This window comes from Fluviispira sanaruensis (assembly GCF_004295685.1).
Lineage (GTDB): Bacteria > Bdellovibrionota_B > Oligoflexia > Silvanigrellales > Silvanigrellaceae > Silvanigrella > Silvanigrella sanaruensis.
In genome coordinates this window covers 3,242,463-3,266,994 of the sequence record NZ_AP019368.1, presented here as the reverse complement: position 1 = coordinate 3,266,994, position 24,532 = coordinate 3,242,463, and the positions used below count along the sequence as shown (strand labels likewise).

At 33.7% G+C, this 24,532-nt stretch carries 25 protein-coding genes; 20 read left to right on the top strand and 5 right to left on the bottom strand.

Features of this window, described 5'->3' with window-relative positions:
- The first annotated feature begins 48 nt into the window (after positions 1–48).
- The 5 genes from nusA (at position 49) to truB (ending at position 6,972) form a co-directional block, all read left to right on the top strand.
- Entirely contained in the window at positions 49–1,662 is a 1,614-nt protein-coding gene (gene nusA / locus EZS29_RS13865; RefSeq protein ID WP_130612025.1) for a transcription termination factor NusA, read from the top strand.
- On the top strand, positions 1,631–2,128 hold the full coding sequence (locus tag EZS29_RS13860; RefSeq protein WP_130612022.1) for a hypothetical protein: 498 nt from the start codon (positions 1,631–1,633) through the stop codon (positions 2,126–2,128). The genes nusA and EZS29_RS13860 overlap by 32 nt, the downstream gene beginning before the upstream one ends.
- A gap of 75 nt (positions 2,129–2,203) precedes the next feature.
- Positions 2,204–5,524, top strand: coding sequence for a translation initiation factor IF-2 (gene infB / locus EZS29_RS13855; RefSeq protein WP_130612019.1), 3,321 nt, complete (start codon positions 2,204–2,206; stop codon positions 5,522–5,524).
- A gap of 14 nt (positions 5,525–5,538) precedes the next feature.
- The gene (gene rbfA, locus EZS29_RS13850; RefSeq protein WP_130612016.1) at positions 5,539–5,961 is read left to right on the top strand and encodes a 30S ribosome-binding factor RbfA; all 423 of its coding nucleotides are present in this window, start codon (positions 5,539–5,541) and stop codon (positions 5,959–5,961) included.
- Between the two features lie 15 nt (positions 5,962–5,976).
- Positions 5,977–6,972: a tRNA pseudouridine(55) synthase TruB gene (gene truB / locus EZS29_RS13845; RefSeq protein ID WP_130612013.1), complete on the top strand. Its 996-nt coding sequence runs from the start codon at positions 5,977–5,979 to the stop codon at positions 6,970–6,972.
- Positions 6,973–7,200: 228 nt separating this feature from the next.
- Here truB and EZS29_RS13840 read toward each other — a convergent pair whose 3' ends face one another.
- On the bottom strand, positions 7,201–7,512 hold the full coding sequence (locus EZS29_RS13840) for a hypothetical protein (protein ID WP_130612010.1): 312 nt from the start codon (positions 7,510–7,512) through the stop codon (positions 7,201–7,203).
- Between the two features lie 745 nt (positions 7,513–8,257).
- On the opposite strand from EZS29_RS13840, the gene EZS29_RS13835 reads away from it, so the two are divergent.
- The 4 genes from EZS29_RS13835 to EZS29_RS13820 are packed head-to-tail and all read left to right on the top strand — an operon-like array spanning position 8,258 to position 11,376.
- The gene (locus EZS29_RS13835; RefSeq protein ID WP_130612008.1) at positions 8,258–8,743 is read left to right on the top strand and encodes a hypothetical protein; all 486 of its coding nucleotides are present in this window, start codon (positions 8,258–8,260) and stop codon (positions 8,741–8,743) included.
- A 13-nt stretch (positions 8,744–8,756) separates the two neighbouring features.
- Positions 8,757–9,410: a hypothetical protein gene (locus EZS29_RS13830; RefSeq protein WP_130612005.1), complete on the top strand. Its 654-nt coding sequence runs from the start codon at positions 8,757–8,759 to the stop codon at positions 9,408–9,410.
- Positions 9,407–10,642, top strand: coding sequence for an MFS transporter (locus EZS29_RS13825; protein WP_130612002.1), 1,236 nt, complete (start codon positions 9,407–9,409; stop codon positions 10,640–10,642). The genes EZS29_RS13830 and EZS29_RS13825 overlap by 4 nt, the downstream gene beginning before the upstream one ends.
- Entirely contained in the window at positions 10,639–11,376 is a 738-nt protein-coding gene (locus EZS29_RS13820; protein WP_130611999.1) for a DUF1028 domain-containing protein, read from the top strand. Before EZS29_RS13825 ends, EZS29_RS13820 begins: the two co-directional genes overlap by 4 nt.
- An 82-nt stretch (positions 11,377–11,458) precedes the next feature.
- Here the strand turns inward: EZS29_RS13820 and EZS29_RS13815 are convergent, their stop codons facing one another.
- Positions 11,459–12,310 carry an EamA family transporter gene (locus EZS29_RS13815; RefSeq protein ID WP_130611996.1) on the bottom strand — a complete coding sequence of 284 codons (852 nt, stop codon included), beginning with the start codon at positions 12,308–12,310 and terminating at the stop codon, positions 11,459–11,461.
- A 394-nt stretch (positions 12,311–12,704) separates the two neighbouring features.
- Between EZS29_RS13815 and EZS29_RS16235 the strand changes: the two genes are divergently transcribed.
- The 6 genes from EZS29_RS16235 to EZS29_RS13785 all read left to right on the top strand — a co-directional run bounded on the left by EZS29_RS16235 (position 12,705) and on the right by EZS29_RS13785 (position 15,820).
- Complete coding sequence (locus EZS29_RS16235; RefSeq protein WP_342777865.1) at positions 12,705–13,640, top strand: DMT family transporter; 936 nt, start codon at positions 12,705–12,707, stop codon at positions 13,638–13,640.
- Between the two features lie 237 nt (positions 13,641–13,877).
- Positions 13,878–14,135, top strand: a complete 258-nt coding sequence (locus tag EZS29_RS13805; protein WP_130611990.1) for a hypothetical protein — start codon at positions 13,878–13,880, stop codon at positions 14,133–14,135.
- Between the two features lie 194 nt (positions 14,136–14,329).
- Positions 14,330–14,731, top strand: coding sequence for a winged helix-turn-helix domain-containing protein (locus tag EZS29_RS13800; protein WP_130611987.1), 402 nt, complete (start codon positions 14,330–14,332; stop codon positions 14,729–14,731).
- Between the two features lie 125 nt (positions 14,732–14,856).
- The gene (locus EZS29_RS16375) at positions 14,857–15,027 is read left to right on the top strand and encodes a transposase (protein ID WP_130611984.1); all 171 of its coding nucleotides are present in this window, start codon (positions 14,857–14,859) and stop codon (positions 15,025–15,027) included.
- Positions 15,028–15,237: 210 nt separating this feature from the next.
- Positions 15,238–15,588, top strand: coding sequence for a BrnT family toxin (locus EZS29_RS13790; RefSeq protein WP_130611981.1), 351 nt, complete (start codon positions 15,238–15,240; stop codon positions 15,586–15,588).
- A complete protein-coding gene (locus EZS29_RS13785; RefSeq protein ID WP_130611978.1) occupies positions 15,557–15,820 on the top strand; it encodes a hypothetical protein in 264 nt (87 codons plus the stop codon). The genes EZS29_RS13790 and EZS29_RS13785 overlap by 32 nt, the downstream gene beginning before the upstream one ends.
- A 119-nt stretch (positions 15,821–15,939) precedes the next feature.
- Here EZS29_RS13785 and EZS29_RS13780 read toward each other — a convergent pair whose 3' ends face one another.
- Entirely contained in the window at positions 15,940–17,520 is a 1,581-nt protein-coding gene (locus tag EZS29_RS13780) for an ABC-F family ATP-binding cassette domain-containing protein (RefSeq protein ID WP_130611975.1), read from the bottom strand.
- Between the two features lie 264 nt (positions 17,521–17,784).
- Here EZS29_RS13780 and EZS29_RS13775 point away from each other — a divergent pair, with 264 nt between their 5' ends.
- From EZS29_RS13775 to EZS29_RS13755, 5 genes are all read left to right on the top strand, one after another.
- The gene (locus EZS29_RS13775; protein WP_130611972.1) at positions 17,785–18,672 is read left to right on the top strand and encodes a leucine-rich repeat domain-containing protein; all 888 of its coding nucleotides are present in this window, start codon (positions 17,785–17,787) and stop codon (positions 18,670–18,672) included.
- 139 nt (positions 18,673–18,811) lie between these two features.
- A complete protein-coding gene (locus EZS29_RS13770; RefSeq protein ID WP_130611969.1) occupies positions 18,812–20,098 on the top strand; it encodes an MFS transporter in 1,287 nt (428 codons plus the stop codon).
- A 149-nt stretch (positions 20,099–20,247) separates the two neighbouring features.
- Positions 20,248–21,045 carry an ABC transporter ATP-binding protein gene (locus tag EZS29_RS13765; RefSeq protein ID WP_130611967.1) on the top strand — a complete coding sequence of 266 codons (798 nt, stop codon included), beginning with the start codon at positions 20,248–20,250 and terminating at the stop codon, positions 21,043–21,045.
- The gene (locus EZS29_RS13760) at positions 21,032–21,847 is read left to right on the top strand and encodes an ABC transporter permease (RefSeq protein ID WP_130611965.1); all 816 of its coding nucleotides are present in this window, start codon (positions 21,032–21,034) and stop codon (positions 21,845–21,847) included. The genes EZS29_RS13765 and EZS29_RS13760 overlap by 14 nt, the downstream gene beginning before the upstream one ends.
- Positions 21,828–22,637 (top strand): ABC transporter permease, encoded by an 810-nt coding sequence (locus EZS29_RS13755; protein ID WP_130611963.1) that lies wholly within the window; start codon positions 21,828–21,830, stop codon positions 22,635–22,637. The genes EZS29_RS13760 and EZS29_RS13755 overlap by 20 nt, the downstream gene beginning before the upstream one ends.
- Before the next feature lie 136 nt (positions 22,638–22,773).
- Here EZS29_RS13755 and EZS29_RS13750 read toward each other — a convergent pair whose 3' ends face one another.
- Entirely contained in the window at positions 22,774–23,880 is a 1,107-nt protein-coding gene (locus tag EZS29_RS13750) for a ThiF family adenylyltransferase (RefSeq protein ID WP_130611961.1), read from the bottom strand.
- Complete coding sequence (locus EZS29_RS13745; protein ID WP_216678685.1) at positions 23,877–24,521, bottom strand: thiamine phosphate synthase; 645 nt, start codon at positions 24,519–24,521, stop codon at positions 23,877–23,879. Before EZS29_RS13745 ends, EZS29_RS13750 begins: the two co-directional genes overlap by 4 nt.
- Positions 24,522–24,532: the final 11 nt, after the last annotated feature.

Below are 24,532 nucleotides of genomic sequence, written 5' to 3'. Positions count from 1 at the left end.
TTACAAGTGGCTCATTGAATTCTTGACTTGTTTTCTGAGGTGCATTGAATGCAAATAGATTTGAAGCGTGTTATCGAAACTGTTGGCAAAGAAAAAAATATTGATCGTCAACTTCTTATTGGCGCATTGAGAGAAGCGGTTCTGACTGCGGCACGCAAGCATTTTGGTGATTGCGTTTTTGAAACACGCTTCAATGAAGAAACCGAAGAAATAGAACTTATTCGTTATAGAACTGTTGTGGCAGATGAAGAACTTACAAATGTAAGCAAACAAATTCCTGCTACTGAAGCTCTGCAAATGGACGATTCTTTGCAAATCGGTGATGAGATCGGTGAGCCTCTTCCAACTGACCAACTGGGTAGAATTGCTGCGCAAGCTGCAAAACAATCCATCGTGCAAAAAGTCATGGAAGCGGAAAAAGAAAAAATAGTCCGTGAATTTCGTGATAAAAAACACCAGATTGTCATTGGCCAGGTGCGCCGTTTCGACAAAGCCGACATAATTGTCGATCTTGGTCCAACGGAAGGTGTTCTGCCTGTGCGTGAACAAATCCCAGGTGAAAAATACAAAATCAGAGATAAAGTGATTGCCTTCGTCATCGATGTCAAAAAATCGACTCGTGGACCTCAGGTAATGCTCAGTCGTGCTCACCCAGAGCTTCTTATTCGTCTTTTTGAACAAGAAGTTACAGAAATTTCTGAAGGTGTTGTGGTTATTCAAAGTGCTGCTCGTGATCCTGGTAGCCGCTCTAAAATTGCAGTTTATAGCACGGAACCATCCATCGATCCCGTTGGTGCCTGTGTAGGTATTAAGGGAGCTCGTGTTCAAGCGATTGTGCAAGAACTCCGTGGCGAAAAAATAGATATTATTCCTTACGATCGTGACCCAGCTCGCTTTGTTTGCAACGCTCTGGCTCCTTCTGAACCATCAAAAGTGATTGTAAATGAACGCCTCCATATCATGGAAGTAGTTGTGCCCGACGAACATCTTTCTCTTGCGATTGGTAAGAGAGGACAAAATGTGCGTTTGGCAGCCCAATTAACAGGTTGGAAAGTTGACATCCGTTCTGAAACAAAAATGAGAGAACTTGTACAAGAATATAAGAATGTTATCGCGCAAATTCCTGCACTAGGTGAAATGCGCGCAGAAATTCTTGTCAACGAAGGCTATAAAGATCCTGCAGATATCTCTCGCATGGATCCAAGAAGTCTGGTAAAATTATTGCGTTTAACACCTGAAGAAGCTGAACAAGTTATTCAAGGGGCCTCTGAGCTTGCTTCTCAGTCAGATGAGCAATCCGATCTTGCTTCGGATGAAGATCTTGAAGGTTTCCATTTAGGTGAACCCATTATCGATGAAGAAATTGGTGAAACTGAAGAAGCTGAAGCTGCCATTGACGATATCGTTGCTAAAACTCGTCCTCAACCACTTCTCGACCCAGAAAAGGTTGATGTGAAATCGGTACCTGTTGAACGTCTTCGCTATTGGATGCAATTGAAAGGTGTTGCTGAGCACATTGCCGCCGTTATTCATACTGCTGGTTTTTCTGATTTCAGCTCAGTTGCGACTTCAAACGCAGACGAAATTGCTTATAAAACAGGTCTACCTGTAAAACTTTCTGGAAAGCTACATGCTGAAACTACCAAGATTATTGGAAACTGATTCTGAAAATGAAATATTATTTCATGCACTGCAAAAGTCATTTCGTACATTTTCTCCTGAAGGAAGTGTAAAAGTTCCACATGTGGAATTGAGTGATAATTTGATACAAGCACTTGCCTTTGCTCGGCGCTGCGGTACTCTCCGTGGTGGTTTGGAAAATATTGAAACTGTGTTGCAAACAGAAGAAGCTGGTTTAGCATCTTTGCGTACACGTAAAAAATTGAAAGAACCAAATCGTATTTCGAGAGTGCTTATCTTTTCCAACGATGGAAGTGAACGATTTTACCGTCACTGCGAAGCTTTGCTCCATAAATATGGTGGTCGAGTTTTAGGTATTAAAGTCAATGCGCATTCAGCTTTGCTTGGTTCAACTTTTTTCGGTAAAGAAAAATCAGTGAAAGCATTGCTAGTCAATCGCAAAGATGCGGTTATTAAAGTATTGTCCGCTGTTATGTCTGAGTCATAGTCATAATGGCCTAGTTAATTTTTGTTACTACTATGCCATCTATGATGGCGTGATTATAATCGGGAGCTGCATTTGATGAGTCGCATTAGAGTACTTGATTTGGCGAAAGAATTGGGGATTGAGACCAAAGCTGCCATTATTAAGCTCCAAGAACTCGGAATCCAGGTAAAAAACCATTTTAATGCCATCTCTGAAACAGAGGCTGCTAAGTTGCGTGCATTTCATCGTTCAGGCAAAAATCCAGAAAAGGAAGCTGCTCAAAAAGCTGCGGCAAATAAACTTATTATTCGCAGGAAAGTGGAAACACCGCATGATCCGAGCGAAGAATCTGTGCAAAAAACAGAAGCTATTTCTGCTAGCCGTCCTGCCGATACTCAAGCAGCTAAAAAAACGGTTGCTGCAAAGACTACGGTTGTTAAAAAAGCAGCAACTGTAGAAAAAGCTCAAGACGAAGTGTCTCAAAAAGAGAAAATACTTGAACAGGCAAAAGTTGAACAGACTGAAAACCAATCTGTAGAAAAAACTGTTGCTTCTCAACCTATTGTAAAAGTTTCAAAAGCTTCCTCTGAAAATGTGGAAAATCAATCAATAACCTTAGAAAATCGAGAGACAAAAGCCGCTTCCACTGAAGCTCAAGAAGCAAGTGCCGGTAAAACTGCAGATGTACAAAATAAGGCATCTAAAAGTTCCGAAGTCAGTGCATCAGCTGTGCGCTCTCAAGAGAGTGACGAGAAAAATCCTGTGCAAACCACAAATCCTGTAAATCCTGTATCCTCCAATTCAGCTCAAATCGTTCGTCCTGCTGCGCAAACACCTGCAGCCAGTGCGCCGCGAACTTCTCCTTCAACAACACGTACCAATGAAGGTGGCGCAGTTATTGTTAGAAAAGCAGAGCCCACTCCACCTCAACCACAGGTAAAACCACAAAGTTATACGACTGCGAGTTATAGCACTCAAAATTCATACCGCAGAGATGACAACAATGCCCCTCGTGGAAATTTTGCTGCACGTGATGGTGCAGGAAGGCCTGGACCGGGTGGTCAACAATATGGCCAACGTGATCCAAACAGACCACAAACAGGTGGGCGTGATTTCCAACCACGCGCAGGTGGAAATGGCGCTGGTGGTCAAGCTGGCGGAGTGCGTCCGCAAGGCGGAGGCTTCGGCCAAAGAGACGGAGCACAAGGACAATCTGGATTTAGAACTGGACCGGGTGGTACAAGACCACAAGGAACAGGCTTTGGTGGTGATAGAGGCGGGTTTTCTCCAAGACCAGGAGGAGCTCCTTCTTCAACAGGCCGTCCTCCATTTGGATTACCTGACGCAGCTCCAGCTGCTCCTACAAAAGATATGCCATCACGTCTTAAAGATCGTGACAAAGATAAAGATCGTGAAAAACGTAGAATTACTGATGAAGAAGATGCACGTAGGAATGGCCTTTTGCGTGCAAAAGGCGCTCGCCGTGTAGACGAAGTCGAAGAAGAATTTGATATCTACGCTGAAAATGAGGGCGAAGGTGGTGAGCAAAAAACCACAGTACGCACTATGATTCCAAACCGTAGAAAAAGCTCTTCTGCTATCCGTAAAAAAGAAGTTAAAAAAGCTGAAATTGCGAATCCAACGAAGGCATCGAAAAAGATTGTGCGCGTAGATGAATCCATCAGCGTCAATGACCTTGCTGGAGAATTGAGCCAAAAAGCAAGTGCTATCATTAAAACCTTAATGAAGCTCGGAATGATGGCTACAATCAATCAGCAACTTGATATTGATACAGCTACATTTGTTGCACAAGAATTTGGTTATGAAATCCAAAGTTCGAGTGTTTCAATCGGTGATATTTTATCTCGTAAAACGGATAAAAACGAAGAAGATAGTCTTCTTGCTAGACCACCTATTGTAACAATTATGGGACACGTTGACCATGGTAAAACTTCACTTCTCGATGCTCTTCGCTCTGCGAATGTGGCAGCAAAAGAAGCGGGTGGAATCACGCAACACATTGGTGCTTATCAAATTGAACACAAAGGCAATAAATTAACATTCCTTGACACTCCTGGTCACGAGGCTTTCACTTCCATGCGTGCGCGTGGAGCTCAAGTCACTGACATAGTTGTGTTGGTTGTTGCTGCTGACGACGGCGTGATGCCACAGACAATCGAAGCGATTGCTCATGCAAAAGCAGCTGAAGTGCCAATCATTGTTGCAATAAACAAGATTGACAAACCTGGTGCCAACCTTGAGCGCATTAACCGCGAATTGTCAGACCAAGGTGTTATGCCTGAAGAATGGGGTGGAGATTCCATGTTCATTCAAGTTTCAGCAAAAACGGGTCAAGGTCTCAATGACCTCATCGAAGGCATTCTGCTTCAAGCAGAAGTTCTTGAGCTAAAAGCGACAAAAGATTGCCTTGCTGAAGGTATTGTTATTGAAGCAAAACTCGACAAAGCCAGAGGCCCTGTTGCGACCGTTATTGTCACAAAAGGAACTCTTAAACAACAAGATTACATCGTGGTTGGAACCTCTATGGGACGTGTTCGTGCCATGAGCAATGACCTCGGAGCAAAAATCGCTTCAGCCGATCCTTCTATGCCAGTCGAAATAATTGGTTTGAGTGAAGTTCCAGCTGCTGGCGACCAGTTCAACTGTGTTGTCAATGACGCAATTGCAAAAGAAGCTGTTGCTTACAGAATTGAAAAACAAAGACAAAAAGAACTCGCTAACCAACGTGGTTCTTCTATGGAAGAGCTCTTGGCTATGATGGGCGGAGCAGAAGAAAAAGCAAAAGAAGTCTCAATTATTATTAAGGCTGACATGCATGGTTCTGCTGAAGCAATCCGTAACTCTGTGCAAAAACTCGACACTGCGAAAGTAAAGACCAAAATTCTTCACTCAGCTGTCGGTGGAATCACAGAAACAGATGTCATTCTTGCGAAGGCTTCCAATGCTCTCATTGTTGGATTTAACGTTCGTCCAGACCGGGTTGCAGCGCAAGTTGCAGAACAAGCTGGGATCAAAATCCAATGTTTCAGCATTATTTATGAATTAATTGCTGCAGTTCAAGCTGCTATGGTTGGAACTCTTTCACCTATTAAGCTCGATAAAATCATCGGTCATGCAGAAGTGCGCAACACGTTCTCTGTGCCAAAAGTTGGTGTTATTGCTGGTAGTATGATTTCCGACGGTAAAGTTGTGCGCAACTCTCACGTACGTATTGTCCGTGATGGCGTTGTTATCTACACCGGTCGTATTGGTTCTCTTAAGAGATTCAAGGACGATGCAAAAGAAGTTGCACAAGGCTTTGAATGCGGTATTGGCGTAGAAAACTATAACGATATTAAGGTCGGCGATATTCTCGAAGCCTATGTTGTTGAAGAAATTGCAGCAACATTAATGTGAGGTAAGAGAAGATCATGGCTACGAAAAGAATGCTACAAATTGGTGAACAGATTCGCGAACACATTGCTATGATGTTCGTGAGGGGTGAAATTGCCGATCCCCGCGTGCGTGGCATCACTTTAAATTCCGTTAAACTCACACCCGATCTGCAGATAGCGCGGGTTTATTATTCCATTCTTGGGGATAAAAATCAGCGTAAGTCTGCAGAGGTGGGATTAAAACAAGCTTCTGGTTACATAAGACGTGAAATTGGTAAAGTGCTCCAAATTCGCTACACCCCCCATATCGTCTTTCTTTATGATGACAGTGTGGAGCATGCTGTAAAAATGGGCGCACTTATTAACAAAATCAGTGATGAAAGACGTGAAGACGAGTCAAATCGGAACGCTGAAAACCTTTCTGATTTAAGTTCAGACAAAGACAATTCTTCCAAATAATAAGTAAAATAAAATATGAGCTTTAAACAAATAGCGGAAGAGACCCTATCGACAACAAGCAGTCTGAGCGGACTGATTCTTGTCGATAAAGCGGCTGGCTTAACAAGTCATGCTGTCGTTTCTTCTGTGCGAAAAATATTAAAGATGGATAAAGTAGGGCATTTGGGGACTCTGGACCCGTTTGCCACAGGCTTGCTTCCTATTTTGGTGGGAGGGTCTACGCGCCTTTCCGACGAAATTATGGATGGGAAAAAACAATATCTATTTACAATTTCTTTGGGCAAAGAAACAGACACTCTGGACTATTCAGGTCAAGTTGTCGCTGAAGCTGAAGTGCCCCAAGATTTTGAAAGAAAAATCCTTGGCGCCCTAAGAGAATTCACTGGAAATATTGAGCAGGTTCCCCCTGTTTACAGTGCTCTGAAAATGAATGGCAGACCTTTGTACGAATATATGCGTGCCACTGGGAAACTTCCTGACTCAATCGAAACTAAAAAACGTTCGGTTTTTATCGAAAACTTAGAACTTGTTAAGTGTGACTTAGACAGTAATTCCGTAACTCTCCGCGTTTTGTGTGGAAAAGGCACTTATGTCCGGAGTCTCGCACGCGATATTTCAAAAGCCATTGGCACTGTTGGCCATTGTACGCAGTTGCGTAGAGAGTATGTTGAACCTTGGTCAGTCGAAAATGCCATTTATTTTTCTTTTGAAGAAAAACCAAGTCAACAAGAATTATTAGACAGATTGATTTTACCAGAACAAATGCTTCCAACGGTTGCAAAAGTAGAATTAAGCGAAGAATTCTTTAAACAGCTTTCTTCTGGCAATGTGATTGTTTTAGGAGAAAATCAGGTTGCTGAAAAGACCTCTGAAAAATCCATAAAAACTTTAGTCCACGGTTCTAAAGTTTTTGTTAAAATTCTCAATCACGATTTTATGTTTCTGGCAGATGTAGAACATATTAGTGCTGAAAATATTTATAAAATAAAGCCTAAAAAGAAAATTCGTTAATTCAAGCTATGACGATGAAGTTATTTTTACCTTTGAATAAGAGATAAATTTAAAATCTATTTTTTATTCTGTATCTTTTGAAAATAAGTTTATAAAAGTAAAAAATTTTGTTCTTAAAAGAATTGCTTTTTTACCTCCCATAGAAATAAAATATGATTTTATTTCTATGGGAGGTAAATTATTTAATGAATCTTAATTTAGAAAATAATAATAGACTTGTCTACTAAATCACTTAATATTGGATGTCTTAATCTCTCTCTTAAGCCTCTCTAATCTTAATAGTGTAATAGAAATTTCCTTTAAAATCTCATTTTGTTCAATTATTTTATCATATAAATCTCTATTTAATTTATTTTTTAAATCATCTGTATATTTCATTTCTAAAATGGATTTATTTATATTAGCTAATATCACTAACTCATTCATTGAATTTGACATTAATATTTTCTTAATATCTAGATCATCAGCGTTCGCTGAGAACTCAATTAAAAATATTGATGCATATGTAAAAAGTATAATTTTATTAAAAATGATTTTCATATTACTTCCACTTTACTGTTATTCAAATTTAAAATATTCGGAGAAAAAATCGATGTTAAAGTTATTTAACGTTCGTATTTCACGGAATTTTCATTCTACTTAATATATGAATTGTTTTTTATTTTTTGATACTCATCACACTGCATTTTAAAACAGTTTTATTTATCATTTTTTTTAAGAAATCTAAAAAAATTATTCTTAATATATCAGAATTCAACTAAAATATTTATAACAGGTTTAATTTCTAAATTTTAGAGAATTGCTATTTTTATAGTATCGTCAAATAAATACTCTTTTCTATTGAGTACCGCTTTTTTACATTTTAAAAAATACAAAGATTTTTCTAATATTTATTATGATGCTTTTATATATTGATTTTTAATGTATAAAAATTTATAGTTTTCAAATATTGCTATTTTTCTGCGTCATGCGCATACTTCATAACTCGAAAGTTCCGCTTTTCTCGTGTCTTAAACGAGTGCGATCAATTTCTTTCTAAATGTCATATAAATAAATAAAAAATCAGTCACATAAAAGATAATTATTATAACATTTAACTAATCAATATTTATTTATTAATGCAATATAGCTTATGTAAAAATACATTTCAATATGCATTGATATGTATTTACTTATATTATGTAACTTATTGGATTTATTGAGATTTTTTTTAGTTTACTCTATATAATAATTCTTTTATCAGATATTTATACAAACATGCTTAATTTCAATGAAAGGCAGAAATGTGAACTTTGAATATTTAGAGTGTAAAGATAAAAATGTAATTAATCATTTAAATAAATTAGTAAAAAACTCTTACTTTTCGGAATTAGGTGTTTTTTATTTATCATTTAGTAAGTATGATGAGCAATCAAAAGTTTTCACTTCTGTTTGCTCAAGTGAAGAGCTAAAACAAGAAATAAAAGCCAGAGGAAAATTAAAATCATCGCCCGTTTGTCGTAATAATAGATTAAGCTCAATTAATCAAATTATTACTTACGATGACATTACTATTACAGATCCATCAGAAGAAATTGAAATAATACATCGCCAAAATAATGGATATAAGAGCTTAGTTTCTCTAAATATAACTAATGACAACATTAAATATTCTTTTAATATTACTTCGAATTTGACTTTAGTTGATAGTAGAATTATATATTTTAGAAATAGAGAAATAATTGGAAAATATTTTAATAATTTAAAATTAATTTTTGATTCTCTTAAATAAAATAGGATATTTTATGAATTTAAAAAATATTGGAGAGCGTATTAAATGGTCACGAAAAATATTAGGGCTGAATAGAGAATATTTATGTGAAAAATATGACGTATCAATCAATACTTTTGGCTCATGGGAACGATCAGAAAAGAAAATTTCTGATCAAGCTGTAAACACTTGCTTAAATATTCTGAAACAAGAAGGTTTAAAAATTACGAAGGAGTGGTTATTAACTGGTATTGGAAGCAATCCTAATATTGATTATGCTCAAAAAATGTTTGAAAAAGAGAGCTTCATTGAAATTGAGCAAGCAATTAGTCCGAGTGAAGCGATTAATATAGAAAAAAAATTTTTCTTAAAAAATAATGAAAACTCTGTATTAATAAGAAACATTGGTAATGAAATGTCTCCATATTATGAGCCAGATGAATGGATTGGTGGTATCAAAAAAGATCGGAATAAAATTGAATTACTTAATGGGCTTGATTGTATAGTACAAATTTTTGGAAAGAAAAATCCTATTTTTAAACGTCTAATTTTCACAGATAATAATGAAATAAACTTGCATATTTTAAATCCATTCACTGATATAAAGCCTCCAATAATTTTTAATGTAAAACTAGTTTGGGCAGCTCCTGTTATTTGGAGGAGAAAAATTGATAGGTTCAGTATATGATTAATAAAAAAACAATATATATTTCATCTGTTGGTGGGAGTCTAGAGTTTTTTGATTTCATGATATTTATATATTTATATCCAGTTTTAATCAAGAAATTTTTTCCTGAGACTACAAATTCATTTGTAGCAACGTTAATTACTATCATGACAATTATACTTTCATATATAGCAAAACCGGTTGGAGGGATTATATATGGAATTATTGGTGACAGATACGGAATCGATAAAAGCTTCAAATCTATATTGTTTTTAATATCTATATCAACTCTTGGAATTGCATTTTTACCAACATATTCAGATATAGGTTTTTTATCGACAGTTCTATTAGTATTAATTAGAATAATCCAAGGCATTGCAAACGGAGGAGATGTGCCTACTACAGTTGTTTATATTTTTGAAAATAATGATGATAAAATATCTGCTTTATCATTTTTATTTTTTTGCTTTACTATGGGTTCAACTGTAGCGTCGTTATTTGCCTCTTTATTTCTTAATTTTAAATATTTTTTTCCAGAAAATATTTACTTCAGAATTCCATTTATGATTGGAGGATTTTCAACATTACTTGCCTATTATATGAGAAAAAAATATATTTATATTCATAAAAAGAAAAATAATAACTTCAATTTTGTAAAGATTTTTAATTTAGATAATTTTAAAAAATTATCTAATTATATACTAATATATGGTTTCGGTAATACATTAATGGCGAATTATTTCGTTATAACTCCAAATGTATATATTAATAAAGTATATAAAAATCATAATAATATCCAGTATATAATTTCACTTAGTTTATTTATTATGGCAGCGCTGTCATTCGTTTCTGGTAAAATATCTTTAAAGATTGGCTTTAAGCGGAATTATTATATTGGTATTTTATTATGTATTATATTTGCGCCATTCTATTTCTATATGATAGGATCTGGAAATATTCTAAATTTTTGCATTGCACAGTTAAGCGCAGGTTTAGTTTGCGCACCAATCTTTGGAAATATTTATATGCTCATTTGTTCTCAATTAGAGGATTTAAATAGACTCACAAATTTTGGTATAATTTGTAATATTGCTACTTCAATATTTCCCTCACTTACATCAGCTATAGTTATTTTGCTTATTAATCATAATGTAATTAATGTATTACCTAGTTTAATTATTATCACTTATGGTGTATTTCTAATATTTCTTCTTCTTAAATCTAAAATAAACAAAAAACAGGAGCTAATATGACATTCTCAATCTTAGGGTACGACCAAGAAAATAAAGAATTTGGCATAGCCACATGTTCTGCTATTCCATGTATAGGTGAATATTTTGCATTTGGTGATGGCTCAGCAGGCGTTGTAGCAGCGCAAGGATCATGCAATCCCTATAATGGATTAAAATCAATTCATTATTTAAAAGACGGAGTAACTCCAAATGAAATTATCGCTAAATTAAAGCAATCGGATGAACTCATACAAAAAAGACAAATTGCAATAATTTCAAATTGTGGATTAATGGCTTGTTATACAGGAGAGAATCTAGGTAATGGAGTGAAGGGTCATATTATTGGGAAAAATTTTATAGCATGCGGAAATACTTTAGAAGATCTCCAAACTTTAGAAATAATGAAGGAAGCTTTTGAAAAATCAAATGAAAAACACCTTTATTTAAAACTACTTCATGCCCTTAAAATGGGAGACTCAACAAAAGCAGATATTAGAGGTAGACAATCGGCAGGTTTGCATGTTTATTCTTTTAAAAATGATTATCCTATCATTAAGATAAATATTGATGATGATATAAACCCAGTCAGAATTTTGGAAGAGAAAGTTTCGAATTTTATTAAAAGCTTTTATAAAATAATCCCATTTTTTCCTCAAAGAGATGGGACTCAGTCGATACCAGAGCCCGACAGTATAGAAGAAAAAATATTTACTGAATTTAAGAAAAATGTTCGTGTTCGAAATTTCCACATATGAAAAATTTTAACTTCAATTCGTTAAGTCGATTGGGGTTATTAAACACATTAAAAGATAAAGAACAAAAGCTGCTATGTTGAAGCTAAATTGCTATAGCGCAAGCTGAATCAACTAAAACTAAACTCAAGATTCGTGATTTATTGAGTTGCTCGCCAAATAGCAAAGCACTTTCTAGAGCTGCCGCTGGGAAAGCTAAGTTGCGAATCATGGTCACCAATGCTGTTTTTTCTCCCGCTAACGACACCCCATATGTGTATGAAGCCAATCCCCAAGTCAGTCCGAGAGAGCATATCCAAAACCAGGTTGAGCTTTTCAATTTTGCTGGAGCTGTCCATTTGAGTTGGTGCTGACCAGATAAAACTAGTGTGAGTACGACAACTGGAAACAGGATAGCTTTATCTAGAACAAAGAACTCTAGCGGGCTAAGAGAGTTCACCAAAATCCATCGGTCAATCACTATGACGATGGATAACAAGAGAGCCGGAACAAGAGCGAAATTCAGGATGTCAGAATGCTTGCCCTTTTCAAACTTTGCAGGAACTAATAAAGCGACTGTTATTAGCGCGACTGCAAACCATTGTTTCATTAGAAGGTGTTCACCTAAAACACCTAACGACAAAACACTCACTAAAACGGGCTGACTTGCGGCCAACAGCGATCCCTGAAAACCTCCCAAGTGCGAAAGTCCACGAAATCTCAAATAAAACGCAACACCATACAACGTGTTCTTTAAAACCATCAGGCTAAGAATGACCAATGTTAAAGAATTCCAAAATTGAATGCTCCATGCCAGTGAGATCAAAAAAGCTGGAACAAGACTCACTAAAGTAACACTTCCCGCAGACAAACTCTTGAATCTTAGAACTTGCGTGCTTATAAGAGAGTTTGAAGTGTTTCTCATTGCTGAGACAAAGGCATAAAATATCGCGTCCATTTATTATTTCTCCCTATGCAACTTTCTCAGCATCAGACACGCCTATTTGTTTGTCTGTTAAAATCTAAATTCATACTTCCTCCGATAACCAGTGGTTATCAGGTTGTTACTGAGTTAAGAAAACGTATAGATTTTTTTTTAATTATAATGCAAATCACTTGTTAAATTAAAATTATTTTATATTTAACAATACTAGTTTAGATTAAAGTATCATCAGAATATTATTCTTCGACAAAGATAACGATGTTATAAATCTTAAACAGAATGCACACACTGAAGAGATGAAGTAAATTGCAAAATTACCAAGAAGAAACAATGTACTAATTATATTGGAGGGCTCAAATGCCCATAAAAATTGCAAGATTGTTGTACTGAAGAAAATTGCTTTTAAAATATATTTTCAATTATTATAGTTATTTATAAAATTTTTGTAAATTTACGGTTTTGGTATCCTAGAATATTTGCAATTAATATTTTTAATTATAGGAGTGCAGATGTTGTAGGAGACATTTTAGTTGAAAATATTAACTCAATTTTATTAAGTCAATTAAGATGGACATTAACAGCAATTCTACTTCTTGGTCTTTACTTTCAAAGAATTCGAAATAATTTTAAATTAATAAAAAAAGATTTTCGAAATATCTTCTTTTTAGCAGTCTTTGGTCAAGTTTTATTTTCGTTATGTTTATACATAGGCCTTAAATCCACACAACCAATTAATGCTGCTATTTATCTGTCTGCAACTCCTGCATTAGTGTTATTTCTAAATCGTTTTGTTTTTAAAGACTTTATTTCAAGATTGAATATTGTTGGAGTCATTTTAAGTTCATTTGGTGTTTTATACCTTGTTCTAAACGGAAAAATTACCGAACTATCCCAGCTTTCAAAAATTAATACAGGCGATATTTGGGCAATGGCTTCAGCAATCAGTTGGGCTTTCTATTGCTCATTTTTAAGAATAAAAAATAAACTGATTTCTGGTAATAGTTTTGTCATGATTTCAGCAGTTATAGCAGCAATTATACTCGTTCCTATCGCAGGTTATGAAGTGATTTCAAAAAGTTCAACTGTATTGACCTTTTTGCCAACATTGGGAAACATTATGGGGATACTATTTCTGGTCATTTTCTCATCCTGGCTTTCATATCTTTTCTGGAGTAAAGGAATTGCAGCAATAGGTGCAACTCGAGGTGAAATATTCACTCACTTAGTACCATTATCAGCGGCGATTTTCAGTATTTTGTTTTTAAATCAACAAATGCACTCATATCATTACATAAGTGCGATATTTATTGTGTTGGGGATAATTTTATGCTCACGCAAGAATTAACTCGCTGTGTTAATGTTTTGGTAAAGGGACACCCGCGCATTGTTATTTGGGCAAGCAATGTAAAGCAGCCTAATTGGATTAATGAGCCAATGACTTTACATGAAGCTTTATTAAAAGCTCATTATAGGAAAATTACCCTAAGTAATTTCTTTTCCCAGTGTCTTCAGAGCACTTGTAGTTGAAATTGATATTTCAGTTAAGATAAGTCGAGCCAACAAAAAGCTTTGGTGGGAAAGTATGAAGACAGGCTGCAATTATTTAAGTAAATCAATTGTCGATTATGAGGAAATGCTTTTTTCAAATCCCCAGCTATGTGTTCCGGATCAAGTTCACTATGTCTTTTATGGAGCAACAAAATCGAGTCGAGATTCTATTAGCTCTTTAAACCCACTTGACTCAATTGAAATTAGATCGAAACAGTTTTTCTTCCCTCTTATAAATTATGTTATGCAGGCCAACAAAAATTCTGTATCGACCAAAGCGAGTGTTATATAGTTTCAATTTTTTTTATTATTCATTATCTTTAATTGATCTTTGTTTTTTATCCGCCATTTTAAAATAAATATTGTTGATAATGACTCAGTTAATGTTTTGGAAGAAAAAGTCACTCGTTTTATAAAAATTTTTATAAAATAATTCCATTGGTAAAAAAATTCATGTTAATCATTTGTCAAATATATTAATGTTCATTGCAAAGTTCTCAAGAATCTCAAGCAAAAGTTGTTCATGTTGAAATTATTAAAAATCTTATATTTAAGAATAATGGCAAGAAGTTTAGTAGATCTAGCATTTATTCGTTTTGTAAGAAAATAGGTTTAAGAAAAGTCAAACCGAGACCAGTGCGCGTTAAAAATGATCCAGAAGTCATTGCAGGATGCAGAAAAAACTTTCCTAAAGTAATAGAAAAGGTAAAGAGAGAACATCCAGATAAAAAAGTTATTCAATATTACCAAGATGAAACTAGATTTGGGCAAAAGACAATCACGTCAGGAATTTGGAGTCCAAAAGGTGTTCGCCCTGAGTATAAGATTAAACATTGCATTTTAAATTCTTGGATATACGGAACAATAAATATTGATACTGGAAAATGATTCAGGGCTTTTTCTGCCAGCTTTAAAAAGAGAGAATATGCTGATATTTTGAATGCATTTTCTAGAAAAATAAATTGATGTAAACAAGAACTTTTGATATTGGATGGCTCAAGTGCCCATAATAATTGCAAGATTGTTTGCTGAAGAATATTACTTTGCTCTTTTTTCCTCTCTATAGTCCGCAATTAAATCATATAGAAAGATTGTGGAGTTATTTAAAGAGAAATCATTTGTCTTTTAGAATAAACGAAAAAATAGATGATATTGTTCAAGCTGGGAGAAATTCATGGAATTAATTAACAGATGAAATTGTCAAATCCATTGGATTTTCTCAATCAAAAAAACGATGTGTTGAACATTCTTAATGGACAGCGTATTTGCATTAAAAATCAAAGATAAATCTTGTTTTTAAGTATTTAATATTATTAATAAATTCATTATTATATATATTGTATATATATAAAATATATGCTATACTGATTCTGTGAAAAAGGAGGTTCTTTTCGATGCAAATTGCTTCAGATAAAGAAGTTGAAACGTGGCTTACGAATGTTTGGAATGGAGAGTTTGATTGGGATGAGGGTAATACACAAAAGACCTCAAAACATGGCGTTACTCCTGAGCAAATTGAAACTATAATTCAAAATGAAATGGTTTTCTTAGGTAGAATCGTTGAACCAGACGGTGTCAACTTTGGAGAAAATAGATACATTTTATTAGGTATCATTTTAGATGGAAGAGGATTTACTCTGATTTGCACAATTAGAACTGAAAAAGTAAGGCCAATTTCATGTAGGCGCATGAGAGACAATGAAAAGAGGGCATATGAAAAAGCAAAAAAACTACAACTTAGATGAAGAGCTTGAAAATCTAGAAATCACAGATGAGCTCTTAAAAGACGCTGCATGGATTCCTCCTAAAAAAGGAAGAAAAGCAATCGGAAAAAGAATCAGTATAGTATTACCAGAAGATCTTATAAAAACTCTTATTTCCCTAGGAAAAGAGAAGGGGCTTGGCTACCAGACATTAGCAAGAGTGATGCTTCTAGAAAAAATTGAAGAATTAAAGAAAAAAGATAAGGCTGGTTAACTTAAGAAGGCAGATGAACATATACAAAAAAAGCAAATTGCAATAATATCAAATTGTGGATTAATATCTTGTTTTACAGGAGAAAATCTAGGTAATAAGGGACATATTATAGGTAAATTTTAAACCACAAACTTCTCCTCTTCAGCAAGCTCCATAGCATAATATTCATCGGGATTATTTATCTCAAACATCTTTCCGTTGTGAATAAACAAAAAGCGATTTGCTACATTTGCAATAAAACGCCTGTCGTGGGATGAGAAAAAAACGGTTATTTTTGTTGAAAGAAGTTCCTGTTCCAAAGCCTCACAGCCAGCAATATCTATATGATTGGTAGGCTCATCGAGGAGAAGAATATTTGGTTTTAAAGTTGAAATCAGTAAAATCTGTAAACGCGCTCTCTGTCCTCCGCTCAGTTCTACACTAGTTTTATGATGATCATCGATTGGGAAACCCGCAGCGATTAAATTTTGTTTCACATTGAGATCGGAGCCACTCGAAATTTCTCTCAGAATATTAAAAAGTGACTCCGTTTGTGAAACTCCACCGAGCATTTGATCATAATAACCCAGATTCGACTGCGGATTAAAACGAATCCCATTACTTGTGAGATTCATGTAATAGTGCTCAGCAAGTTTATTTAAAAAGACACTTTTTCCACAGCCATTTTTACCGAGTAAAACGACGCGATCGCCCCGGGCAATAGATAATTTTTCAATGGAAAAAAGTTTTCTTTCTTCATTATTTTTCATGATATTTATATTTGTTTTTTCAAAAGTAACAGCATATTTTGCTCGCGATTCACTTGTTTCGATTGTTAACTTTCTTTTATCGACACTTGCATTTTCGGTTATATTTACTCGCATTTTTTCAATCCGTTTAAACATACTTTCTGCTCTGCGTGAGAATTTTTCATTGCTATAAACCTTGCCCCAGGTTGCCAATTGTTTCGCACTCGCAGTGATACGATCAATCTCTTTCAATTCACTTTTTCTCCGTGCTTTATCGGCTTCATCCATTTCAAAGAGAGATTGACGTGCTTGTGAATAGGCATATGGGAAATCAAAGATGTTACCATCGCGTAAAAAAAGTGTGCGCGTTGTACATGAGTCAAGAAGTTCTCGATCGTGACTGATAATTAAATATGGAATAGATAATTCGCGAATAAAATCTTCAAAAAAGAGTAAAGTTGCAACATCCATATGGTTGGTCGGTTCATCCAGTAATAGAAAATCGGGTTCTGCAGCAAGCGCTCTTGCGAGTAGCAAGCGATTTTTCCAACCACCGCTTAAAGCTGTTACCTTTGTGCCAAAGGAGTCATCTTCAAAGCCAAGTTTATTGAGAAGAAGACAGAGTTCCCATTCAGACTCTTTTAGATTGAATGAGGCGTTTTGTTTTACCGCTTCAAGAATAGTGAGATCAAGGATATTATCATCGACAAATTGTTCGATAACACCCAAGCGTGTGTTACGGCGCCAAGTGATTTCTCCTTTATCGGGATTTTGTAAATTCGAAATTAGTTTTAACAAAGTGGATTTTCCACAGCCATTGTTCCCTACGAGAGCTGTTTTATCGGTGTCATGGAGGGAAAGAGAAATATTATTTAAAAGGGGTGTTGAATTTATAGAATGCACTATGTTGTTGCAAGTCATTAGTATCATGAGAGTGATCTCTTTTGCTAAATAATGTTGAATTTGTATCATTTCTGAGCCAAGAGTTCTTATATTAACTTTATAAAATAAAAGCAATATGATATTTTACAATAAAGCAATTTTTTTATAAATAAAAGTAATATTTTTAAAAAGAAAAACAAAAATCAATTCGAATATATGTTTATAATTTTATAATAAAAATTATTTTACAATGTTACTTTAATGATCAAATTAATAAAGTAACTAATAATGATATAAATAAAGTTCATTATTAGTGATAAACTAATGAAATAACTGTTTAATGAGGTTACTTTAATGTTTCTTAAATTTTTAAAAGCAAAGAAATTATTATTCCCAATTCTTTTGCTAAGCTGTTTTCATTCTCTCTCTTACGCGCAAACTCTTTGCGAAACAAAGACTGAAATTCAAGAAGAAAGATGTTTAAAGAGTATTAGCTATATCGACTTATCTAACAAAAAGTTAAAAAATATTGAAGAGTATTTTACTGCGAACGATATTGATATTAAATCTGTTCAACCACTCAATCTTAATCATAATAAAGTGGAAGATATATCGTACTTAAGTAACTTTGAAAATTTACGCGAGCTTAGGTTACAAGATAATAAAATAAGTGTAATCCCTGAATCCTTAGGTAAACTTACCCGGCTGAAAGAGCTTGATTTAAGTAAAAATGATATTTCGGATATTCCAGAATCTTTTTCACAATTGACAAACTTAATTGTTCTCAATTTAAATCGAAATAAACTTAAAGTAATTCCAGAATTTTTTGCGCAATTAACAAATTTAGAAGAGCTGTATTTAAATGGGAAATCGAGAAAATCTTTTAAAAGCAATTGCTTTGGCTTTTTTGGTCTACAACATGGAGAGATCACAACAATCCCAGAGTCATTAACTTCTCTAGCAAAATTGCGTAAACTGGACTTGAGTCACAATATTATCAGCGATATCCCAGATTCATTTTATTCTTTCCCTAACCTCGTCGATCTTGATATCAGCCATACAGCTGTGAGTATTCTGCCAGATTTTCTTCTAGACGAAAGTTTTAATATTAACCTAGATTTTACTGGAACTCCATTTGGGCATACATTAAGAGTGAGTAAGCATATAGGTAAGGTCTATGAAGAGTATTATATAAGAAAAACAGGTTTTCTAGAAGAAAATTATGGTTATGGGAGAAATTAAATAAGTCATTATGATTTGACATTCTTTTTAAATAATTTTAGGTCTTAAAATTAAATTTTATATTTATCATTTCTGCATATTTATTTGTGCAAAATAATAAAAATATGTTTAAATATTAAACTTATTTTAGGAAAAGAGAATGCATAAAATATGTAGATGGAACGGTTTTGCCCGATTTTTAGAATTTATTTTGCTTTATTTACCTTCATTTTTAAGTCGATATTCTATTCAACTCATGATTGTAGCGTTACCTTGGCTCATGCAGGCACGAAAAGCGAGCATGAATGAAATTAGCATGAACTTCGCTTGGTTTTTTACAGGTTCATTGGTGATGACGTTTTTAGCTGCTAAAGTATTGAGTAGTTTAAATATTAAAAGTTCTCTTATCATTTCAATTATAATTGTAAGTTTACTTTCATTTGCCTCACTCTTAATAATTGAGCCGACAAATATTGCAATCATAAGGTTTTTACAGGGAGGAGTGCTTGCTTTTCTAAGGCCTCTCAGCAAAATATGGCTTATGGAGTTTAAAGCGCACAATCTTTCTGTACAGGATTTAGCGACTCGATCGTCTTGGAGCCAAATCTTAATATCCGTCGGGACTATTCTAGGCGGATGGTTTGGGGCAAGACTCGGAATGATAACAGGAGGTATGCAGGAATTAGTTACATTTTCAGCGATCTTGTTTTTAACTCCCATGCTTCTTTTTATTGTTGCATTTGCAATTTATTTCTTAGCATATAATGAAAAAGATAAGATCAATCCAAGCTCAGAAAAGCCAGGGAAGGCATCACTGACTGCAGGTTTTAAATTCTTCTTGCGCATGCCAAAGCTCTTATTGGCGCTCATTCTTTATCTCTTAAGTTTGACAGCCTTTAAGGTTTTAATAATAGCATTCCCTTTTCAAGTCAGATCGCTCATGCCATCGTTTGAGCAATTAAAGTCTTTAGAGCTTATACTTGTCATGCAACCGATAGCATTTTTAGTCGGAAATTGGTTATTAACTCAAATTTTAAAATACTTTAAAACGAATTATTCGATAGGAATAATGTTTATTTGCATATCAACAACATTTATTGCACTTTTGCCTTGGTTAACTATCTATACAAGTAATTTGTTTATTTCCGGATTTTTAATCTGCTTTGGCGGAGGCCTTCTGTCTGGTTTTATTTATCCGCTTCTTATTTATATCATTGGTGATGAGTTAAATAAGTGCGAATTAAATTTAAAAAGACATATTATTCTTGTGACATCTTTGGTCGCTGATATTGGCCAGTTTTTTGGAATACTATTATTAAGTCTATCTGTGTTTGAAATTATGCCTCTGCATTCTTTATGTGTTGTTCTTGCATTTACTGTAATGGCTATTATCTTTTTCATCATAACTGAGCAGAAAAAAAGATTGAAGGAATTAAATTATACTTAGATATATTCACTTTATTTAAAAGTTGGCATCTTGAGTCCAAAGTATATTAAGTCTATGGTAGCCAAGCTATGTATACATTTTATATTGGTCGGCTTATTAAGCTGTCATAGATTTATATTAATAGAAAAAATTTCTTTTCGGAGAAAAGAATGATTGAAATTAAAAATTTAACAAAACAATTTAAAACATTTCATCGAGAAGAAGGGTATTTTAATGCCATTAAATCCATTTTTAATCGTAAATATTTTTTAGTGGATGCTGTAAAAAAAGTGAGTCTATCTATTAAAGAAGGAGAGATGGTTGGATTTATCGGTGCCAATGGCGCAGGAAAAACGACAACTTTGAAAATGCTTTCAGGAGTAATTCACCCAACTTCGGGGTATTGCAAAGTCATGAATTTCATACCGAGTAAACGAGATCATGAGTTTTTAAGACAAATTGCCTTTATAGGCACACAAAAAGCCAATCTTTGGTGGGATGTTCCAGCTATCGATAGTTTCAAGATCAATCAAGTTATATATGATATTGACCAAAGACGATTTAAAAAAACTGTTACAGAATTATCTGAAATGCTGGAAGTTGATAATCTTTTAAATAAACCTATTCGACAACTTTCTTTAGGTGAGCGGATGAAAGTGGAAATCATCGGTTCTCTCATTCATTCGCCTAAAATTATATTTTGTGATGAACCCACGATCGGTTTGGATTTTATATCAAGAGAAAACCTGCGACGATTTTTTATTAATTATCACAAAAATACCAAAGCGACATTAATACTAACGAGTCATTATTTAGAAGATATTGAAAATTTATGCAGCAGACTTGTTATTATTAACGAAGGATCAATTGTCTTGGATAAACAAATTGAAGAAATATATAAGAGTTATACTGGCGAAAATTCAGTAAAACTTGAGAATTTGATTCGGGAATATTATGCGCAAAATTAACTTTCTTAAAATGTTGCGAACAATAATAATGATTTCTTTTGCCAATAGCATAGTCTTTCGAGGAACTTTTCTTCTTCGTTTTTTTGTAATTTTAGCAAGCCTCTCCGCTTATTATTATTTTTGGCTCTTTGTCTATAGGCAAAATTCTACAATTGCTAATTATGATTTTTCATCTTTTATTGGTTATTTAGTTGGAGCACAAATATTCTATTCGTTATTGCAGCCAGATGATATCAATATGTCTGATTCTATTCGCTATGGTGAATTAGACAAATACCTTCTTTTACCGAGCAATATGATATTAATCTTATATTTGAAACTTTTAGGCAATCGACTTGCTTATGCAACGACCATTTTTATTCCTTTTCTATTATTAATTATTTTTAGTAGCTTATTTTTTAACACTCATCTTTTTAGATCAATAAGCTTATTACAGATCTTATCTCTAGGTTTTTTTTGTCTTGGTGGTGTCAGTCTACATTTTTTAATGGAAATTACGATTGGTCTGCTCGCATTTTGGTTTGAAAAAAGTGATTTTTTGTTTGTTGTAAAAGAAATGATTTTTTGGATTTTGGCAGGCTTATGGCTTCCTTATGAATTCTTTCCATCTGCATTGCAAACAATTTTTCAATGGTCGCCTTTCAGATATTTTGCTTATATTCAAGCAACAATTTTGACTGGCAAAGCTCATTCTATTGCTCAAGAATTAATCCTAATGGTTTTTTGGATCATTGCTTTCATTGTTTTAACAATTTTGATCATGAAAAAAGGAATTAAAAAATATGAAGCTTTTGGTAGCTGATGGTTTTAGATATATACGTCTCATTTCAACTTATATGCGCTTAAATCTTCTGACTGCATTGCAATATCGGTTTGATTTTTTTGCTGGTTTAATTATCAATATTATTTCTTCCGCAATGATAATCCTATTTTATATAATAGTTTTTAATCATGTTAACGAGTTAAATGGCTGGACGCTGGATCATATGATGATTCTTACTGGAAGCTATCTCATTGTGAATTCATTGTATATTGGGCTTATATTTCATGGTGTTTCTCGACTTCCTAAATTTATCTTAGAAGGGCAACTCGATCAATTTTTAACCCAACCAATAAGTCCAAGATTACAAATATTATTAGGTGAAATTGATATTGGCAGTTTATTAAGTTCTTTATTAGGAATTGGCATCGTTATTTATTATACTTTTAAATTACAAATTAAAATTGATGTTTTTTTAATTTTAAATTATGCAATTGCTATTATATGTTCTCAATTGTTCTTATATAGATCTCTATATTTCCTTATGTCATTAGCTTTTTGGATGGGTAAAATAGATGAACTGAGAGATTGGTTTTCATTATTGGTTGATTTTGGTAATAGACCCAAATTTATCTACCCGAAGATATTGCATTTTGTTTTTTCGTGGTTGATTCCTATTTTTTTAGTTGCAAACGTACCAGCGGAAATTATTTTACAAAAGCCTAACCCATACTTACATATTTTATCTTTTATGTCGTTAATACCCATTTTTTTTCTAAGTGAGTTTGTATGGCATCGAGGATTAAAAATTTATGCGAGTGCAAATAAATAGAAAATATTGTAATCACACCCCCCACTTCAAGTGGACACTTTTTCACTCTGAAAATTCCTGTAAGGAACAGATCCGCCCTTTTAAAGATATATAATAGTTAAAAAATTTCCCTAAAACCTTTTAAAAAAATAAATTATTATCTGTTAAGTGCATAATACGCATTAAATCCTTGTTTTCTAAAAATTTCACAGGCAGTTTTGCTTTTTATCCCACTACGACATAAAAAAATAATAAGTTTAAATTTCGAATAATATTCTTCATTTTTAGGTTTATCAATCAGAAAAAAATTTTTATTTAATATCGAGTGAATATTTTCATTAATAAATTGAATTTTTGTTTTTTTGTTTTGAAAATCGCTTTCTTCAAAAGCAGAATCCAAAGAGGAATGAAGTGTTGGTTCATCTAAAAAAACAGCTAGGTTATTTTCGTCTTGCTGTTTTTCTTTAAATTTTTGCTCATCTATAAAAAAGTCATCGTAAATTTTTTTTTCAAGAATTGAGGTTGGGCGTAATTTTAAAAATGCATTACAATATTGGCAATCTGAGTTTCTTTTCCAGTAGAATTTTTTAAAATTATTTTCTAGGAATTCAAAACTAAAAAAGTGGTTGATGTCTTTTGTATGTTTACCAAGTATGAACTTAATAACTTCATTTGCTGCAAATGAGCCTATGATACCACAGATGGGGGATAATACTCCAGATAAAGAACAATTTTCTATGGTGTCCGTTGCGTCTGAAAATAAGCATTCATAACAACCAAGGCCTGGATTAAAAAGACAGAAATGCCCTTGAGTTTTTAAAATCCCTAGGTCAATCCAGGGGATATTTTTTTGTAGGCTAACTAAATTTATTGCATGTCTCGTTGTATAATTATCGCTTGCATTGATAATGAAGTTGCAGTTAGAAGGAAGCAAATAACTATTGTTTACAGAAAATTCTTTATCAAAAAAATGAAATTCAACATCTGAGTAAAGTTTTTTAAGATATTCCGTAAGACATTTTGCTTTTGGTTTTCCAATGTCTTGATCTGAAAATAATATTTGCCTGGAAAGATTTGATTCTTCAACAATATCATGATCAAAAATAGAAATATGCCCAATGCCAGAAGCAGCAAGGTAAATCGAAGTGCTATGTCCTAACGCGCCAGCGCCAATTATTGTTACCTTTGTATCTTTTATTTTTTCTTGCCCAAGGATTCCAACAAAAGGAATTGATATTTGTCTTGAATATTTATTGATATTCATAAACACTCACCTATTTGAATCCAATTTTTGACACGTCCTTCAGGATGTTGTGAAGATTTAAAATCACTTATGACTGAAATACTATCTGCGCCAGCTGAATAAATACTGAATCCATGTTCTAATGAAATACCCCCAATGGCAACTAATGGAATATTTGCAGGGATCAGATTTCTCCATTCTGTAATTCTAGATATTCCTTGAGGGGCAAAGCGCATGATTTTTGTTTGAGTAGGGAATATAGGTCCAAGGGCAATATAGGAAGGATTGAGTTTTAAAGCAAAATTAAGTTCGTTATAATCATGGGTACTCAGTCCGAGATTTATTTTTGCGTTTTGAAGCGCCATAAGGTCTGCTTGATGTGAATCTTCGTAACCTAAGTGGATGCCAAATGCTTTGTACTTAAGAGCAAGTTCCCAATAATCATTTATAAAAAGTTGGCATTGGTGTTTTTTACAATATTCTATAGAGGATTTGATTTGATTTTCTAGATACACTCCTGCTTCGTAATTATTTGGAACATTATTATTTATTTTAATCCTAAGTTGAATTGATTTTGCACCCCACTGGATCAATTTTCTTACCCATTCAAAATTATCTACTATGGGATAAAATCGCATTTTATTTTTATCTATTTCAAGCATTTGTTCCTCAA